Genomic DNA, 15,124 nt, shown 5'->3' on the forward strand with positions numbered 1-15,124 from the left:
GCATGGAACAGATGCTCCCCTATTACGAAAGCGAACTCGCTTACCTGCGCCGCAACCTGCGCGAATTCGCCGAGCGCTACCCGCGCATCGCCGGGCGCCTCCTGATCAGCGGCGAAGTCTGCGAAGACCCGCACACCGAGCGCATGATCGAATCCTTCGCGCTGCTCAATGCGCGCATCGCCAAGCGCCTCGACGACGACTACCCGGAATTCACCGAAGCGCTGTTCGAGGTGCTGTACCCGCACTACCTGCGTCCCTTCCCTTCCTGCTCGATCGCGCGCATGGACTTCGGCGGCACGACCAAGCAGGCCGGGACCAGCGTGATCGCGCGCGGCACCCAACTGAACACGCGCCCGGTGCGCGGCGCGGCCTGCACCTTCCGCACCGTGTATCCGGTCACTGTGGCGCCGCTGGCGCTCACCAGGGCGGCCTTCTCGGCCATCATCGATGCCCCCGAGGCCGTGCGGCTGCCGGGCACCGCGTCCTCCAGCATCAGCCTGACGATCGCCTGCACCGCCGAACAGGGCTCGATCGCCCAGCTCGGGCTGCCGCTGCTGCGCGTCTTCCTCGACGGCGAACCCTCGTTCTGCGCCGCCCTGCGCGATGCGCTGTTCATGCGCAGCGTCGCGGCCTGGGTGGAAGCCGACGATAGCGGCGTTTGGCGCGCGCTGCCCGCGGTCCCGGTGCGGCCGGCCGGCTTCGACGACGAGGAATCCCTGATCGACTTCCCGGCGCGCTCACATGCGGCCTACCGCCTGCTGACCGAATACTTCAGCTTCCCCGAGAAGTTCAATTTTGTCGACATCGATCTGCAGGCGCTGGCCGCCCACGCGCCGCCCGGTGCGCGCACCCTGACCCTGCACCTGGCCCTGTCCGGACTGCGCTCCGACTCGAACCTCGCGCGTATGCTCGGCACCCTGTCGACCAACAACGTGCTGCTCGGCTGCACCCCGGTGATCAACCTGTTCCGCCAGCGCGGCGAACCGATCCGCGTGACCCACACCACGGCCAGCTATCCGGTGCTGGCCGACGCGCGCCGCGCCTACGCCTACGAGGTCTATGCGATCGAATCGCTGAGCCTCATCCGCCAGACGCCGCAGGGTGAAACCCTGGTGCAGTTCCGCCCCTTCTATGCACTCAAGCATGCGCAGACGCCGGAAGACGCCGGCCACTACTACGCGGTGCGGCGCGACGAGGCCTTGGCCGACCGGAGCCCCGGCTTCGAAACCCAGGTATCGATCGTCGACATCGATTTCGATCCGGCCGAAGTGGAAACCGACACCCTGAACATCGAACTGACCTGCACCAACCGCGACCTGCCGGCGCTGCTTCCCTATGGCCAGCAGGGCGGCGACCTGTTCCTCGAAGGCGGATCGAGCGTGCGCGCGATCGCATTCCTGCGCAAGCCGAGCGCCTCCTACCGCTTTGCCAGCGGGCGCGGGGCGCACTGGCGCCTGATCTCGCACCTGGCGCTGAACCACCTGTCGCTGGCCGACGGCGGCGTCGATGCCTTCCGCGAGATTCTGGCGCTGTACGACCTGCCGCGTTCTCCGTCCTCGCAGCGCCAGATCGGCGGCGTCAAGGCGATCGTCCAGCGTGCCACCACCGCCTGGCTGTCCGGTAACCCGTTTACCTGCCTGGTACGCGGCGTCGAGGTGCGCCTCAGCATCGACGAAGAGGCCTTCGTCGGCAGCGGCATCCACGCTTTCGCCCAGATCGTCGAGCGTTTCCTGGCCCTGTACGTGCATGCCAACAGCTTCACCCAGCTGGTGATCGTATCGAGCAAAACCGGAGAAGACTTATTGACATGCCAGCCACGCAGCGGCGATATGAGCCTGCTGTAATCGACCGCCTGTTCCGCGAGCCCTACCGCTTCGACTATGTGCAGGCGGTGCGCTTGCTCGAGCTGTGGCTGCGCCGCCGCGGCGAGCCTTCGCGCGACCTGGTGGCGCGCTTCCTGCGCTTCCAGAATTCGGTGTCGCTCGGTTTTCCGCCCAGCCAGCTCGAAGCCATCCAGGCCGAACCGCGCGACATCGCTACCCAGCCGGCGGCGCTTGCCGCCGCGCTGCACGCGGGGGCGCTCAAGCATGTGTGCCTGACGCCTTCCTTCATGGGCCTGCTCGGCAGCCACGGCGTGCTGCCCCTGCACTACACCGAGCGCATTGCCGAGCACCAGTCGCAGGCCAAGGGAGAAGACGAAGCGGAAGGCGCCCGCGCCTTCCTCGACACCTTCTCGAACCGCTCGCTGGCCCTGTTCTACGAAGCCTGGCGCAAGTACCGGCTGGCCTTGCAATACCAGCTGGACGGCCACGACGCCTTCCTGCCCCTGCTCCTGAGCCTCGCCGGACTGGGCAATGGCGCGCTGCGCGGCCGCCTGTCCGGCAGCGTGGAGGGCGCGGTGCTGGACGAGTCGATCGCCTATTTTGCCGGCTCGATGCGCCAGCGTCCGGCCTCGAGCGTGCAGCTGGCGCGGGTGCTGTCGGAGTACTTCGGACAGCAGGTCGTCGCCGAGCAGTTCGTCGGCTGCTGGTATGCCGTGCCCCCCGAGCAGCAGACCATGCTGGGCAGCGACCATGCGCTGCTCGGCGCCAGCACGATCGCCGGCGCGCGCGTCTGGCAGCGCGACCTGCGGCTGCGGCTGGTGGTGGGACCGCTGGACCGGCCCGGCTTCAACGACTTCCTGCCGGGCGGCCTGGCTGCACGGGCGCTGCGCAGCATGCTGGCGATGTTTACCGGCCTGTCGCTCGAATACGAAGTGGAGCTGGTGCTGCTGGCCGCGGACGTGCGCAACGTGCGGCTGGAGGGCGATGAAGGCCGCCTGGGCTGGGATGCCTACCTGGTCGAGGGCCTGCAGACGGAAGACCGGCGCGACGTGCGCTACGAATTGAATGTCTAGGGATCAGCGCTTGTCCATCTCGCGCTCCAGGTCCACCCGCAGCATGTAGGCGGTCGGCGTCAGCCCGCGGTCGCCCGGCGTATAAAAAATGCCCGGCAGCACGCCGTCTTCTTCGAGCTGCGGCAGCAGGTCGCTCATCAGGTCGTCCAGCGGAAAGGCTTGCGGTTCGTAGCCGTCCCACTCGTATTCCGCGCACAGGTCGGCGAATTCGCTGGCCGGCCACATGGCGAACACCAGGGTGCCGTCGTCGGTCTTGGCCAGCGCCCAGCCGTCGCGGTACAGCCCCCACACTTCTCCCGTTTGCGCCACCTGCTGCACGAAGTGTGCATAGCGCTGCTGCGCGGGCAGGGTGACCACGTCCGCCAGCTGCTGCGCGCCGAGCTTGATTGCTGAAAGTGTCTGCTCGCTCAAGATATCCACCGCCGAAAATTGCTCTCTTTGTGAGGATACGCCGGATCGCGAATCGGTGGCGCAGGCACGGATGATTACCTGGGAGGTAATCGCCACGGCACACGCGGATGCGCAGAATGGCTCCTGTCGAAACGCCAACCACCACAGGAGATAATCATGAACAACGCAAGCACGATTGCCCAACAGTACCTGGCAGCCTGGAACGAAGCCGACGGCGCCGCCCGCCGCGCCCACGTCCGCCAGCTGTTCACCGCCAACGCCCGCTACGTCGATCCGATGATGCAGGGCAGCGGCCACGAAGGCATCGAGACCCTGATCGCCGGCGCCCAGCTGCACTTTCCGGGGCACCGTTTCGAGCTGGCCGGCGTCCCGGACGGGCACAACAACGTAGTGCGCTTCTCGTGGACCTTGCGTGCGCCGGATGGCGACAGCGTGGCCCACGGCACCGACGTCGCTGTGATCGCCGGCGACGGACGCCTGGCCAGCGTCACCGGCTTCCTCGACAAGGCTTGAGTTCGCGGAAGCCTTGGGCCACAATCGGCCGCAATCTGACAGGGAGGCTGCATGGACACCGTCGCAGGCGGGGTGGAACACCGGTACTTCAGCGATTTCGCCGCCGCGCTGCGCTACTGGCGCGGCAAGCGCGGGCTCAGCCAGCTGAAACTGTCGGTCGACGCCGGCATCTCGCAGCGCCACCTGAGCTTCCTGGAGACGGGCAGGGCGGCTCCCAGCCGCGACCTGATCCTCAAGCTGGGCCTGGTGCTCGACATTCCGCTGCGCCAGCGTAACGCCATGCTGCTGGCGGCCGGCTTCGCGCCGGCCTACCGTGAACGCTGCCTGCAGGATCCGGAACTGGCCGCCGTGATGCAGGCGCTCGACTTCATGCTGGCCCAGCAGGCGCCCTATCCGGCCCTCGTCGTCGACCGGCTGTGGAACCTGGTGATGGCAAACGAGCCGGCGGCGCGCATGATGCGCTGGTTCCTCGGCATGCCGGCCCACGCGCCGATCCCGCGCGACGGCTCGGTCAACGTCATCAAGCTGACCCTCGACCCGAACGGGCTGCGGCGCCACCTGGTGAACTGGGAAGACGTCTGCACCGACCTGCTGCAGTGGGTGCAGCGCGAAGCCATGGGCGACGGCCCAGGCAGCGAAGCGACCCGGCTGCTGGACGAGCTGATGGCGCTGCCCGGCATCGCGCAGGCGGCCAGCCAGCCTAACCTCGACCGCCGCGCCCTGCCCTTCCTGCCGGTCCAGCTGCGCAAGGACGCCGTCACGCTGAACCTGTTCACCACCATCACCACCCTGGGTACGCCGCACGACGTCACCGTGCACGAACTGCGGCTGGAATCCTTCTTCCCGGCGGATGCGGCGAGCCGCCAGTGGTTCGAGGCGCAGGCGCTGGGCTGAGGATTGGGGATAAGATTGGCGTTTTCCACAAGCGCACCCACCGATGTCCTTCGATTTCCTGCCTTTCGGCCGCATGGCCGGCCTGTTCTTCGTCACCGCCATCGCCGAGCTGCTCGGCTGCTACCTGCCGCTGTTGTGGCTGACCGGGAAGGGTTCCGCATGGCTGCTGCTGCCGGCGGCCCTCAGCCTGGTGGCCTTCGTGTGGCTGCTGACCCTGCACCCGGCCGCCAGCGGCCGCGTCTACGCCAGTTACGGGGCGGTCTACATCGCCACCGCGCTGGCCTGGCTATGGGTGGTGGACGGCATCAAGCCGGTGTGGAGCGACTATGCCGGCGTGGCGCTGGCGCTGGCCGGGGCGGCCTGCATCGCGCTGGGCCACCGCCAGGCCTGACGCGGTATCAAGCGGTCAGCTTCGCTAACAGATCCTGCACCACGTCCAGCTGCACCGGCTTGGTCAGGTGCTGGTCGAAGCCGGCCTCGCGCGACTTCTGGCGGTCGCTGTCGGCGCCCCATCCGGTCAGGGCGATCAGCGTCATGTTTTCCAGCCCGGCGATCTGGCGCATCGCGCGGGCGGTGTCGTAGCCGTCCATGCCGGGCATGCCGATGTCGAGGAAGGCGAGCTGCGGCCGGAAGGCCTTCGCGGCCTCCAGCGCCTCCGCGCCGCCGTGGGCCACCCGGGTAGCGTAGCCGCAGGCCTCGAGGATCATCGACAGGGTCAGCGCCGCATCGACGTTGTCGTCCACCACCAGGATCTTCGTGCCTTCCACGGCACTGCCGTCACTGTCATCCGGACGGACGTCGGGAGCCGGCGCCGGCCTTGCGTGCACCAGCGGCAGGCGCACGGTGAACACGCTGCCGCTTCCCGGTCCCGCGCTGGATGCCGACACCGTCCCGCCATGCATGTCCACCAGCCGGCGCACGAGCGACAGGCCGATCCCGAGGCCGCCCTGGGCGCGCGCGAGGTGGTGCCCGACCTGGCTGAACATCTCGAATACCGCGGACAGCGCCTCCTGCGGAATGCCGATGCCGTTGTCCGAGACCGCGATCAGCGCTTCCTCGCCTTCCACCCGCATCGAGAGGCCGATGCGGCCGCCGGCCGGCGTGTACTTGGCTGCATTGTTGAGCAGGTTGGCCACCACCTGGGCGATGCGGGTGACGTCGACCTCGGCCGGCACCGCCGCATCCGGCACCTCGATCGAGAGCTCGTGGCGTGCCGCTTCGATCAGCGGCAGGCTGGTTTCGACGGCGCTCGACAGCACCGTGCGCAGGTCGGCGTGCTCCTTCTTGAGTTCCAGCTTGCCGCCGCTGATGCGGGCGATGTCGAGCAGGTCGTCGATCAGGTGCACCATGTGGCTGACCTGGCGTTCCATCATCTCGCGCACCCGCGCCACCGAGGCGGCGTTGTCGCCGTGCAGGCGCATCACCGACAGGCCGCTGCGGATCGGCGCCAGCGGGTTGCGCAGTTCATGCGCCAGCGTGGCCAGGAATTCGGTCTTGCGCTGGTCCGCTTCCGCCAGGTCGCTGGCCAGCTTGACCAGGGTATCCTCGGAGCGCTTGCGGTCCGTGATGTCGCTGAACAGCAGCGCCACCCGTTTGCTGCCCGCTCCGCCGAGGCGGGTGGCATACACGTCGAACCAGCGTTCCATGGCCGGCGCCTCGCTCTCGAAGCGCACCGGCTCGCCGGTCTGCGCGACCCGCCCGTAGGTCTCGAACCAGACGCCGTCGAGGTCCGGGACCAGCTCCTTCGCCGTCCGGCCCACGGCGTCGCGCAGGCCGGTGTGGGATTCGAACATCTTGTTCATCTCGAGGAAGCGGTAGTCCACCGGCCGCTCCTGCTCGTCGAAGATCATCTCGAAGATGCAGAAGCCCTGGTCGACCGATTCGAACAGGGTGCGGTAGCGTTCCTCGCTGGCGCGTAGCTTCTCGGCCGCCAGCGTGCGGTCGGTCACGTCGATGCCGTGCACCAGGATGCCCGTCACCCGGCCGTCGGGTTCGCGCAGCGGCATGTAGACCTGGTCGACGAAGCGCCGCTCCAGCGGCGCGCCCGGGGAGCGCTGCAGCATCACCGGCACGTCGGTGCCGAATACCGGTTCGCCGCTGCGGTACACCCCGTCCAGCAGTTCGATGAAACCCTGCCCGGCGAGCTCCGGCAGCGCCTTCAGCAGCGGTACGCCGATCGATTCGCGCCCACCGACCAGCTGCAGGTAGCGCGCATTCACCATCTCGAACACGTGGTCCGGCCCTGTGAACACGCACATGAAGGCCGGCGCCTGCCGGAACACGTCGTCCATGCGCTGCTTGGCGCTGCGCAGCTGGGCCATCAGGCCTTCGCGCTCGGCATCGGCGCGCACCTGGTCGGTGACCTCGCGCGAGGTCGCCAGCAGGCCGTCCTGCCCGACCCGGCTGATGGTGACGTCCCACCATTTGAGGGTGCCGCGCGCGGTCGGGCAGGGCGCGCGCAGGCGCGCGATGCCGGTCGCGCGTGCCGCGGCCATGGCGGCCTGGATCTCGGGTTGCTTTGCTTCCGGCCAGAATGCCAGCCAGGGCCGTCCGCGGACGGCATCCTTACCGTCGAGTTCCATGGCGCACACGCCATTCTGGTTGATCGCGACGATATGACCCTCCGCGTCGAGCAGCTTGACGCAGTCGGGGCTGGCTTCGAAGAGCTGGTAGCCGAGGGTGGCCGGGTCGAGCGCCATGACGGTGCTGCTGCTGTCCTGCATCGGAGGTCCTTGTTGGGTGCGGGAAGTATATCTGCATACATTTTCGCCCGGCGCCGGCTTAGCGAATGTCACACAACTGTTATCGAATGGTCACAAAGCCGTCATGTTCGCTGCCTACCATGCACGGACTTTTCCTAACAACCAACAGGATTACCCGTGAACAAGCCGACCGACCTCGTTTCGTCGAACGAACACTTCAGCACCGTCCTCGAAGCCCGCCTGAGCCGCCGCAGCCTGCTGCGCGGCGGCGCAGCGACCGCTGCCTCCGCGCTGCTGGGCGCCATCGGCTTGAGCGGCTGCGGCGGCTCGGACAACGAACCCGTCACCGCCCCGCCGGTGGCCACCAACCCGCCGGAGAAGCTGCTCGGTTTCAGCGCCGTCTCCAAGAGCCTGGCCGATGCCGTCGTCGTCCCGGCCGGCTACACCGCCAGCGTGCTGTACGCGCTGGGCGATCCGCTGACCGCCAATACCGCCGCGTTCAAGAACGACGGCACCGACACCGACATGGAAAACCGCGCCGGCGACCATCACGACGGCATGGAATTCTTCCCGCTGTCCGCCACCGGTACCGCATCCACCAGTGCCAACGATCGCGGCCTGCTGGCGATGAACCATGAAGCCACCACCGACGAAAAGCTGTCGTCCCACTTCGTGCACCCGAACGGCGGTACCCAGAGCCTGCCGCGCCCGGCCGCGGAAGTGGACAAGGAAATGGCGCTGCACGGCCTGTCGGTGGTCGAAGTGCGCCGCAACGCAGGCAAGTGGGAATACCTGAAGGAGTCCAGCTTCAACCGCCGCGTGCACCAGCAGACCGATGTCGAACTCTCCGGCCCGGTGCGCGGCAATGCGCTGGTAGTGACCAAATATTCGACCAATGGCACGAAGATCCGCGGCACCCTGAACAACTGCGGCACCGGAAGGACCCCGTGGAACACTTACCTGTCGGGCGAAGAGAACTGGTCGAACTACTTCATCCGCGGCGCCCAGGATAACGCCGCGCGCGGCAACGACAAGAGCGTCACCTCGCTGAACCGTTATGGCCGCAGCCAGGGCGCGGCCTCGCGCCACGGCTGGGAGACCGGCGGTACCGAGGACAAGTACGCACGCTGGGACATCAGCAAGAAAGGCGCTTCCGTCGACGGCAGCGACGACTACCGCAACGAGATGAACGGCATGGGTTACATCGTCGAGATGGACGCCTACGACAAGAGTAAATCCATCAAGAAGCGCACCGCGCTGGGCCGTTTTGCCCACGAGAGCGCCGTCTTCGGCAAACCGGTCGCGGGCCAGCCGCTGGCCGTGTACATGGGCGATGATTCGCGCAATGAGTACATCTTCAAGTTCGTGTCGAGCGCGGTCTGGTCCGCCGCCGACGCGACCGCCGCCGACCGCATCGCCACCGGCGACAAGTACCTCGACAGCGGCAAGCTGTACGTCGCGAAGTTCGCCGCCGACGGCAGCGGTCAATGGATCGAGCTGTCGATCAGCAATCAGGCAATCGCTTCCTACGCCGGCTACAAGTTCGCCGACCAGGCCGACGTGCTGGTGAATGCTCGCCTGGCCGGCGATGCAGTCGGCGCGACCAGGATGGACCGCCCTGAATGGTGCTCGGTACATCCCGGCACGGGCGAGATCTACTTCACGCTGACCAACAACAGCAATCGTCGCGTCGAACCAAGCGGCTCGAGCCAGGCCGCACCGGACGGCGCCAACCCGCGTGTCTACACCGACATGAAGGGAAGCAGCGCGCAGCAGGGCAACCCGAACGGCCATGTGGTGCGCGTCAAGGAAGGCGCCGCCGGCTCCACGGCCACCGGCTTCACCTGGGACGTTTACCTGTTCGGCGCCGAAGCCGGTGCGGATGCCTCGAAAGTCAACCTGTCGGGTCTCACCGCCGACCAGGACTTTTCGAGCCCGGACGGCCTGGCTTTCAGTACCTCCACCGGCATCTGCTGGATCCAGACCGATGACGGCGCCTATACCGACGTCACCAACTGCATGATGCTGGCCGGCGTGCCGGGCCAGGTGGGCGATGGCAAGAAGCTCACGCTGAGCTACCCGCGCGCCGACGGCAGCACCCTGGCGGTGGACAGCTACGTCGGCAAGGCCGCCACCGCGGACACGCTCAAGCGCTTCCTGGTCGGCCCGGTCGGTTCGGAGATCACCGGAATCGCCGAGACCCCGGACGGCAAGGCGCTGTTCGTGAACATCCAGCACCCGGGCGAGAACACCGCATCAGGCAACCTCGCCGACCCGGCCAAGTACACCAGCCAGTGGCCGTCGAACGCCGGTTACGGCGCCGGCAAGCGCCCGCGCTCGGCGACCATCGTGATCACCAAGAACGACGGTGGCCGCATCGGTACCTGACCGGACTTCACTTCTCCCATCTTTGGGGCTGGCGTGCAGGCGTCCAGCCCTTTTTTTCGTCCATCGCAAGGCTCGGTCCTTCAAGGCATGCCAGCATCGGGGATGCACCATTCCTGCCGCAGGAGCACATCATGCTGACCGTATCGCTTCCCACCTACCACCGCATCACCCGTGCCAGCGCCCTGTACGACATCTTCGTCACCGCGCCCTTCGCCACGCCCTGGACCTTCGCCCTGGTTTATCCGCAGCTGTCGGAGACGAATGTCTGGCTCGGCGGGGCGCCGCTGCCGGCCTTCGGGCTGGTCCACGTCCTGATCACCTGCCTGATGGGCAGCCTGGTGATGCTGTGGTCCTTCATGCGCCTGGGCGAACCGAGCCTGGTGCTTGGCCACTACGACGGCATCGGACGCTTCATGTTCTCGGCCTGGATGGCCTGGGCCCTGCTGCAGGGCGGATTGCCGCTGGTCTGGCTATTCCTGGTCCCCGAGCTGTTGTGGGGCGTGGCGCAGTGGCTGCCGGTGACGCCGGCCCAGGTGCCGGAGCGCCGCCAGCGCGCCAGCCTGACTTTGGTACGCGCTTCCTAGACCGGCAGCGGCAGCAGCACCTCGCGCGCAGCCGCCACCAGGGCCGCACCCATGCGCTCCAGCCGCGGCGGCTGGATGCGCCAGGCATGCCAGTACAGCGGCACGTCCACGGTCAGCTCGGGCGCCAGGTCCACCAGGCTGCCATCCTCGAGCATGGCGCCGCACTGCTCCATCGGCAGCATGCCGTAGCCCATGCCGATCCGGATCGCCGCCACGTAGGGGTCGCTGGCCGGCACGTAGTGGAAGGGGTAGGCCCCTTCCGGCAGGCCGAAGTGCCTTAGCAGGAAGGCCGACTGCAGCGAGTCCTTGCGGTCGAACACCACCACCGGCGCCCGGCGCGCGTTCTCGCGATTGAAACCGTCGGCGAAATACTGCTGGGCGAAGGCCCTGGAGGCCACCATCCGGTAGCGCATCAGACCCAGCGGGCTCACGCTGCAGCCGTGCATCGGCGTCGCTTCGCCCGCCACGCAGGCCACCGCGCGGCCTTGCTCCAGCAGGGCGAAGGTGTGGCCCTGGTTGTCGAGCACGAATTCCACCAGCAAGCCTTCCCGCGCCAGGATCGGCGCCAGCGCCGGCAGCAGCCAGGTGGCGAGGGTGTCGTTGTTGACCGCCAGCGCGACCCGTCCCAGGCCCTCGTCCGTCCCCATCTCCGCCAGAAACTCGGATTCCAGCAGGCTGGAACGGCGCAGGTACTGCAGCAGGCGCGTGCCCGGCCCGGTCGGGCGGCAGGGCCGGCTGCGCACCAGCAGCGGGGTGCCGAAGTCCTGTTCCAGCGCCGAGATGCGCTGCGAGACGGCCGAGGGGCTGAGGGCCAGCTGGGCGGCCGCTGCTTCCAGGCTGCCGGTGTCGACGGCGGCGATGAAGGCGGCGCTGCGGCGGGGATCGATCTGCATATATTCAGTTTTTCTTAACTAAGTTTAGAAATCATGAATATATTTGAATTAAAGACGCGGGTGGATGAGCATGGTGACTTTCGTGAAGGAGCATCATGTTTTCGCAACAGGTTTTTTTGCAGGGGCTGGGCCTGGGGGCGAGCCTGATCATGGCGATCGGCGCGCAGAACGCCCACGTGATCCGCACCGGCGTGCGCGGCGAGCACGTGCTGGCCACGGTTGCCACCTGCATCGTGGTCGACGTGACGCTGATCGCGCTCGGTATCGCCGGCCTGGGCGCGCTGGTGCAGGCCTCGGCCAGCCTGATGGCGGTGGCGCGCTACGGCGGGGCCGTCTTCCTCGTCTGGTACGGCTGGCGCTGCTGGAAGAGCAGCCTGCGCGGCGGCGCCGCGCTCGCAGCGTCGGCGGATGCGAACAGCCAGACCCTGGGCCGGGCCCTGGCCACCGTGCTGGCGCTGTCCCTGCTCAATCCCCACGTCTACCTCGACACCGTGGTGCTGCTCGGCGCGGTCGGCAGCAGCCTGGCCGGCGACGCCCGTCCCTCCTTCGCCCTCGGCGCGATGACGGCTTCGGTGCTGTGGTTCTCCGCGCTTGGCCTCGGTGCGCAGCGCTTCGCATCCGTGCTTGGCCGTCCGGCGGTATGGCGTGCGATCGAAGCCTGTACCGGCTCGCTGATGCTGGTGCTGGCCTTCCTGCTGGTGCGCGGCGCGTGATCCTGCGGGTCTGGCTATACTGATGGCCTGACCAGACCTGCCGGAGCCGCACCATGAGCCACGACCTGCTGTCAAAGCTGGACATCCGCTACCCCATCATCCAGGCCCCGATGGCGGGCATCTCGACCCCGGCGCTGGCCGCCGCCGTCTCGCAGGCGGGCGGGCTGGGCTCGATCGCCGTCGGCACCTCGACGCCCGAGCAGGCGCGCGCGGCCATCGCGGCGGTGCGCGAGAAGACCGACCGTCCCTTCAACGTCAACGTGTTCACCCATGCGCCCGCGCAGGCCGACCCGGCGCGCGAAGCCGCCTGGCTGGCATGGCTGCGGCCGCACTTCGCACGCTTCGGCGCCGAGCCGCCGGCCAGGCTCAGCGAAATCTACCGCAGCTTCCTGGCGGACGAAGCGATGTTCGCGCTGCTGCTGGAACAGCGCCCTGCCGTGGTCAGCTTCCATTTCGGCCTGCCGCCGCAGGAAAAAATCGACGCGCTGAAGGCTGCCGGCATCGTCCTGTTCACCACCGCGACCTCGCTCGACGAAGCGCGGCGGATCGAGGCGGCCGGCATCGACGTGATCGTCGCCCAGGGCATCGAGGCCGGTGGCCACCGCGGCATCTTCGATCCCTCCGCGCCCGATCCGGCCCTGCCCACGGTCGAACTGCTGGAGCAGTTGCACGGCAAGGTCTCGCTGCCGCTGGTCGCCGCCGGCGGCATCATGGACGGAAAACACATCCGCACCGCGCTCTACCACGGCGCCAGCGCGGTCCAGATGGGCAGCGCCTTCATCGCCTGTCCGGAATCGATGGCGCCGCCGCACCACCGCGCCCTGATCGCGGCGGGCAGCGGCCTGCGGACCGAGATGACGGCGGTTATCTCGGGACGGCCGGCGCGCGGCATCGCCAACGCCCTGTTCACCGAAGTCGGCGCCGCCGGCCACCCGCCGCTGCCGGACTACCCCATCACCTACGACGCCGCCAAGGCCCTGCATGCCGCGGCATCGGCCAAGGGCAGCCAGGACTATTCCGTGAACTGGGGCGGGACCAACTTCGCCCAGGCGCGCGCCATGCCGGCGGCCGAACTGGTCGCCTTGCTGGCAGCGGAGATGAACGAAACCGCCTAGATGCCGCGTGCCAGCCGGCGGCAGCGCTCCTCGACCAGCGCATGCAGCAGCTTCACCGCCGGCGAGAACTGCCTGCGGTGCGGGCAGACCAGGTTCAGGGGCGTGGGCTCGCCCTGCACTTCCGGCAGCAGTACTTCCAGCCGCCCCTGCGCGACGTCCTCGCTGACGTCGAGCCAGGATTTATAGGCGATCCCCTCGCCGGCCAGCGCCCAGCGCCGCACCACTTCCGCATCGTCGCTCACCAGCCGTCCCGCCACCTGCACCAGCCGCGCGCCTTCCGCAGCAGGGAAGGACCAGCGGTCGTAGGCGCGGCCGCGCAGCCGGTATTGCAGGCAGTTGTGGGCAGACAGCTCATCCAGGCTGGCAGGCCGTCCGTGGCGCGCGATGTAATCGGATGAGGCCACCAGCACGCGGCGGTTGCCGGGTGCGACTGGCAGCGCGACATAGCTGGCATCGTCGATCTGCCCGTAGCGCAGGGCGATGTCGACCGGATCGCGGAACACGTCCGCCACCTGGTCCGAGACCAGCAGCTGGATGTCGAGGCCGGGATGGTCGCGGCGGAATTCCGAAATCCAGGGCAACAGCAGGTTGCGCCCGAAGTCCGAGGGCGCGGCGATCTGCAGCGTACCGGTAAGAACGCCGGCATCGCCGCGCATGCCCTCGAAGCCGTCGCGCAGGGCCTGCAGCGCGTCCTGGGCGAAGGGCAGGTAGCGCCTGCCCTCTTCCGTCAGGCGCAGGCTGCGCGTCGAGCGCGCGAACAGGCGGATGTCGAGTTCGCGCTCGAGGCGCCCGATCGCCGCGCTGGCCTGCCCGGGCAGCAGGTTGACCTCGCGCGCGGCCTTCGAAAAGCTGCCCAGGGCCGCGGTGCGGACGAACAGCGCCAGGTCGTCGAGCCGGATCATTTTCTCTCTAGCTGTGAAAGTGAAATCGCTCCAGGCCGGTTTTTCCGCGCCTGAGCCCTTACTAGAATGTCCGGCAAGGCAAACTTACCGGAGATTCAACATGAAAGCAGTAGTGTATACCCAGCATGGCCTGCCCATCGGCGACCCCCGGTCCCTGCAGGACACCGAGCTGCCGATGCCCCTGGCCGGCCCGCACGAGCTGCTTGTCGAAGTGCGCGCCGTGTCGGTCAACCCGGTCGATACCAAGATTCGCCTGGGCGCTCCCGTCACCGAACCGCGGGTGCTGGGCTGGGACGCGAGCGGCATCGTGCGTGGCGTGGGTGCCGCGGTGACGCTGTTCAAAGAAGGCGACGAAGTGTTCTATGCCGGCTCGCTGCTGCGCCCCGGTTCGAACAGCCAGTTCCAGACGGTGGACGAGCGCATCGTCGGCCGCAAGCCGGCCAGCCTGGACTTCGCCCAGTCGGCCGCCCTGCCCCTGACCGCGATCACGGCCTGGGAACTGCTGTTCGACCGCCTCAAGGTGGCCGAGGGCGGCGGCGCCGGCAAATCGTTGCTGGTGATCGGCGCGGCCGGCGGCGTCGGCTCGATCCTGGTCCAGCTGGCGCGCACGCTCACGAAGCTGACGATTATCGGCACCGCCTCCCGCGAAGAAACCCGCAACTGGGTGCGCGAACTCGGCGCCCACCACGTCATCGACCATGGCCGGCCCCTGCAGGAACAGCTGGAAGCGATTACCATCCCGGAGGTGGACATCGTCATCAGCCTGACCCACACCGACCAGCACTATCCCGCCATCGTCGAGGTGCTCGCGCCGCAGGGCCAGTTCGCGCTGATCGACGATCCGGCCACGCTCGATGCCGTACCGCTCAAGCGCAAGTCGATCTCGCTGCACTGGGAACTGATGTTCACCCGCTCCATGTTCGCCACCGCGGACATGGTCAAGCAGCACGAACTCCTGAACCGCGTCGCGCAGATGGTCGACGCCGGCCTGCTGCGCACCACGCTGGGCCAGCACTTCGGCCGCATCTCGGCGGAGAACCTGCGCCGCGCGCACGCGTTGATCGAGAGCGGCCGCGCGGTCGGCAAGATCGTGCTCGAAGATTTTTAAGACTG

Annotated in this window: 14 protein-coding genes; 10 read left to right on the top strand and 4 right to left on the bottom strand. The window is 67.9% G+C overall.

Annotation, left to right across the window (positions count from 1 at the left end; translation table 11 throughout):
* Positions 1-2: 2 nt before the first annotated feature.
* A complete protein-coding gene (tssF, locus tag ACSQ25_RS00065) occupies positions 3-1,844 on the top strand; it encodes a type VI secretion system baseplate subunit TssF (RefSeq protein ID WP_436103689.1) in 1,842 nt (613 codons plus the stop codon).
* Positions 1,808-2,896 carry a type VI secretion system baseplate subunit TssG gene (tssG, locus tag ACSQ25_RS00070; protein ID WP_436103690.1) on the top strand — a complete coding sequence of 363 codons (1,089 nt, stop codon included), beginning with the start codon at positions 1,808-1,810 and terminating at the stop codon, positions 2,894-2,896. Before tssF ends, tssG begins: the two co-directional genes overlap by 37 nt.
* A gap of 3 nt (positions 2,897-2,899) precedes the next feature.
* Here tssG and ACSQ25_RS00075 read toward each other — a convergent pair whose 3' ends face one another.
* Positions 2,900-3,307 carry a DUF2750 domain-containing protein gene (locus ACSQ25_RS00075; RefSeq protein WP_436103691.1) on the bottom strand — a complete coding sequence of 136 codons (408 nt, stop codon included), beginning with the start codon at positions 3,305-3,307 and terminating at the stop codon, positions 2,900-2,902.
* Between the two features lie 156 nt (positions 3,308-3,463).
* Between ACSQ25_RS00075 and ACSQ25_RS00080 the strand changes: the two genes are divergently transcribed.
* Genes ACSQ25_RS00080 through ACSQ25_RS00090 form a run of 3 tightly spaced genes read left to right on the top strand, consistent with a single transcriptional unit; the run spans position 3,464 to position 5,105 of the window.
* Positions 3,464-3,820 carry a nuclear transport factor 2 family protein gene (locus tag ACSQ25_RS00080; protein ID WP_436103692.1) on the top strand — a complete coding sequence of 119 codons (357 nt, stop codon included), beginning with the start codon at positions 3,464-3,466 and terminating at the stop codon, positions 3,818-3,820.
* Positions 3,821-3,871: 51 nt separating this feature from the next.
* Positions 3,872-4,714 carry a helix-turn-helix domain-containing protein gene (locus ACSQ25_RS00085; RefSeq protein ID WP_436103693.1) on the top strand — a complete coding sequence of 281 codons (843 nt, stop codon included), beginning with the start codon at positions 3,872-3,874 and terminating at the stop codon, positions 4,712-4,714.
* A gap of 43 nt (positions 4,715-4,757) precedes the next feature.
* On the top strand, positions 4,758-5,105 hold the full coding sequence (locus ACSQ25_RS00090) for a YnfA family protein (RefSeq protein WP_436103694.1): 348 nt from the start codon (positions 4,758-4,760) through the stop codon (positions 5,103-5,105).
* 7 nt (positions 5,106-5,112) lie between these two features.
* Here ACSQ25_RS00090 and ACSQ25_RS00095 read toward each other — a convergent pair whose 3' ends face one another.
* Positions 5,113-7,437, bottom strand: coding sequence for a PAS domain-containing protein (locus ACSQ25_RS00095; RefSeq protein WP_436103695.1), 2,325 nt, complete (start codon positions 7,435-7,437; stop codon positions 5,113-5,115).
* A gap of 156 nt (positions 7,438-7,593) precedes the next feature.
* On the opposite strand from ACSQ25_RS00095, the gene ACSQ25_RS00100 reads away from it, so the two are divergent.
* Together ACSQ25_RS00100 and ACSQ25_RS00105 are read left to right on the top strand one after the other, a co-directional pair.
* Positions 7,594-9,804 carry a PhoX family protein gene (locus ACSQ25_RS00100; RefSeq protein ID WP_436103696.1) on the top strand — a complete coding sequence of 737 codons (2,211 nt, stop codon included), beginning with the start codon at positions 7,594-7,596 and terminating at the stop codon, positions 9,802-9,804.
* A gap of 131 nt (positions 9,805-9,935) precedes the next feature.
* Positions 9,936-10,388, top strand: a complete 453-nt coding sequence (locus ACSQ25_RS00105; protein ID WP_436103697.1) for a hypothetical protein — start codon at positions 9,936-9,938, stop codon at positions 10,386-10,388.
* Here ACSQ25_RS00105 and ACSQ25_RS00110 read toward each other — a convergent pair.
* A complete protein-coding gene (locus ACSQ25_RS00110) occupies positions 10,385-11,281 on the bottom strand; it encodes a LysR family transcriptional regulator ArgP (protein ID WP_436103698.1) in 897 nt (298 codons plus the stop codon). The two genes, ACSQ25_RS00105 and ACSQ25_RS00110, sit on opposite strands and share 4 nt — an antisense overlap.
* 95 nt (positions 11,282-11,376) lie before the next feature.
* Between ACSQ25_RS00110 and ACSQ25_RS00115 the strand changes: the two genes are divergently transcribed.
* Entirely contained in the window at positions 11,377-11,994 is a 618-nt protein-coding gene (locus tag ACSQ25_RS00115; RefSeq protein WP_436103699.1) for a LysE/ArgO family amino acid transporter, read from the top strand.
* 53 nt (positions 11,995-12,047) lie between these two features.
* Complete coding sequence (locus ACSQ25_RS00120; protein WP_436103700.1) at positions 12,048-13,109, top strand: NAD(P)H-dependent flavin oxidoreductase; 1,062 nt, start codon at positions 12,048-12,050, stop codon at positions 13,107-13,109.
* On the opposite strand, the gene ACSQ25_RS00125 is transcribed toward ACSQ25_RS00120, so the two are convergent.
* A complete protein-coding gene (locus tag ACSQ25_RS00125; protein ID WP_436103701.1) occupies positions 13,106-14,011 on the bottom strand; it encodes a LysR family transcriptional regulator in 906 nt (301 codons plus the stop codon). The genes ACSQ25_RS00120 and ACSQ25_RS00125 overlap by 4 nt on opposite strands.
* A gap of 100 nt (positions 14,012-14,111) precedes the next feature.
* Here ACSQ25_RS00125 and ACSQ25_RS00130 point away from each other — a divergent pair, with 100 nt between their 5' ends.
* Complete coding sequence (locus ACSQ25_RS00130; protein WP_436103702.1) at positions 14,112-15,119, top strand: zinc-binding alcohol dehydrogenase family protein; 1,008 nt, start codon at positions 14,112-14,114, stop codon at positions 15,117-15,119.
* Positions 15,120-15,124: the final 5 nt, after the last annotated feature.

The sequence above is a fragment of the Massilia sp. LjRoot122 genome (assembly GCF_964252725.1).
Classification (GTDB): Bacteria; Pseudomonadota; Gammaproteobacteria; order Burkholderiales; family Burkholderiaceae_D; genus Telluria.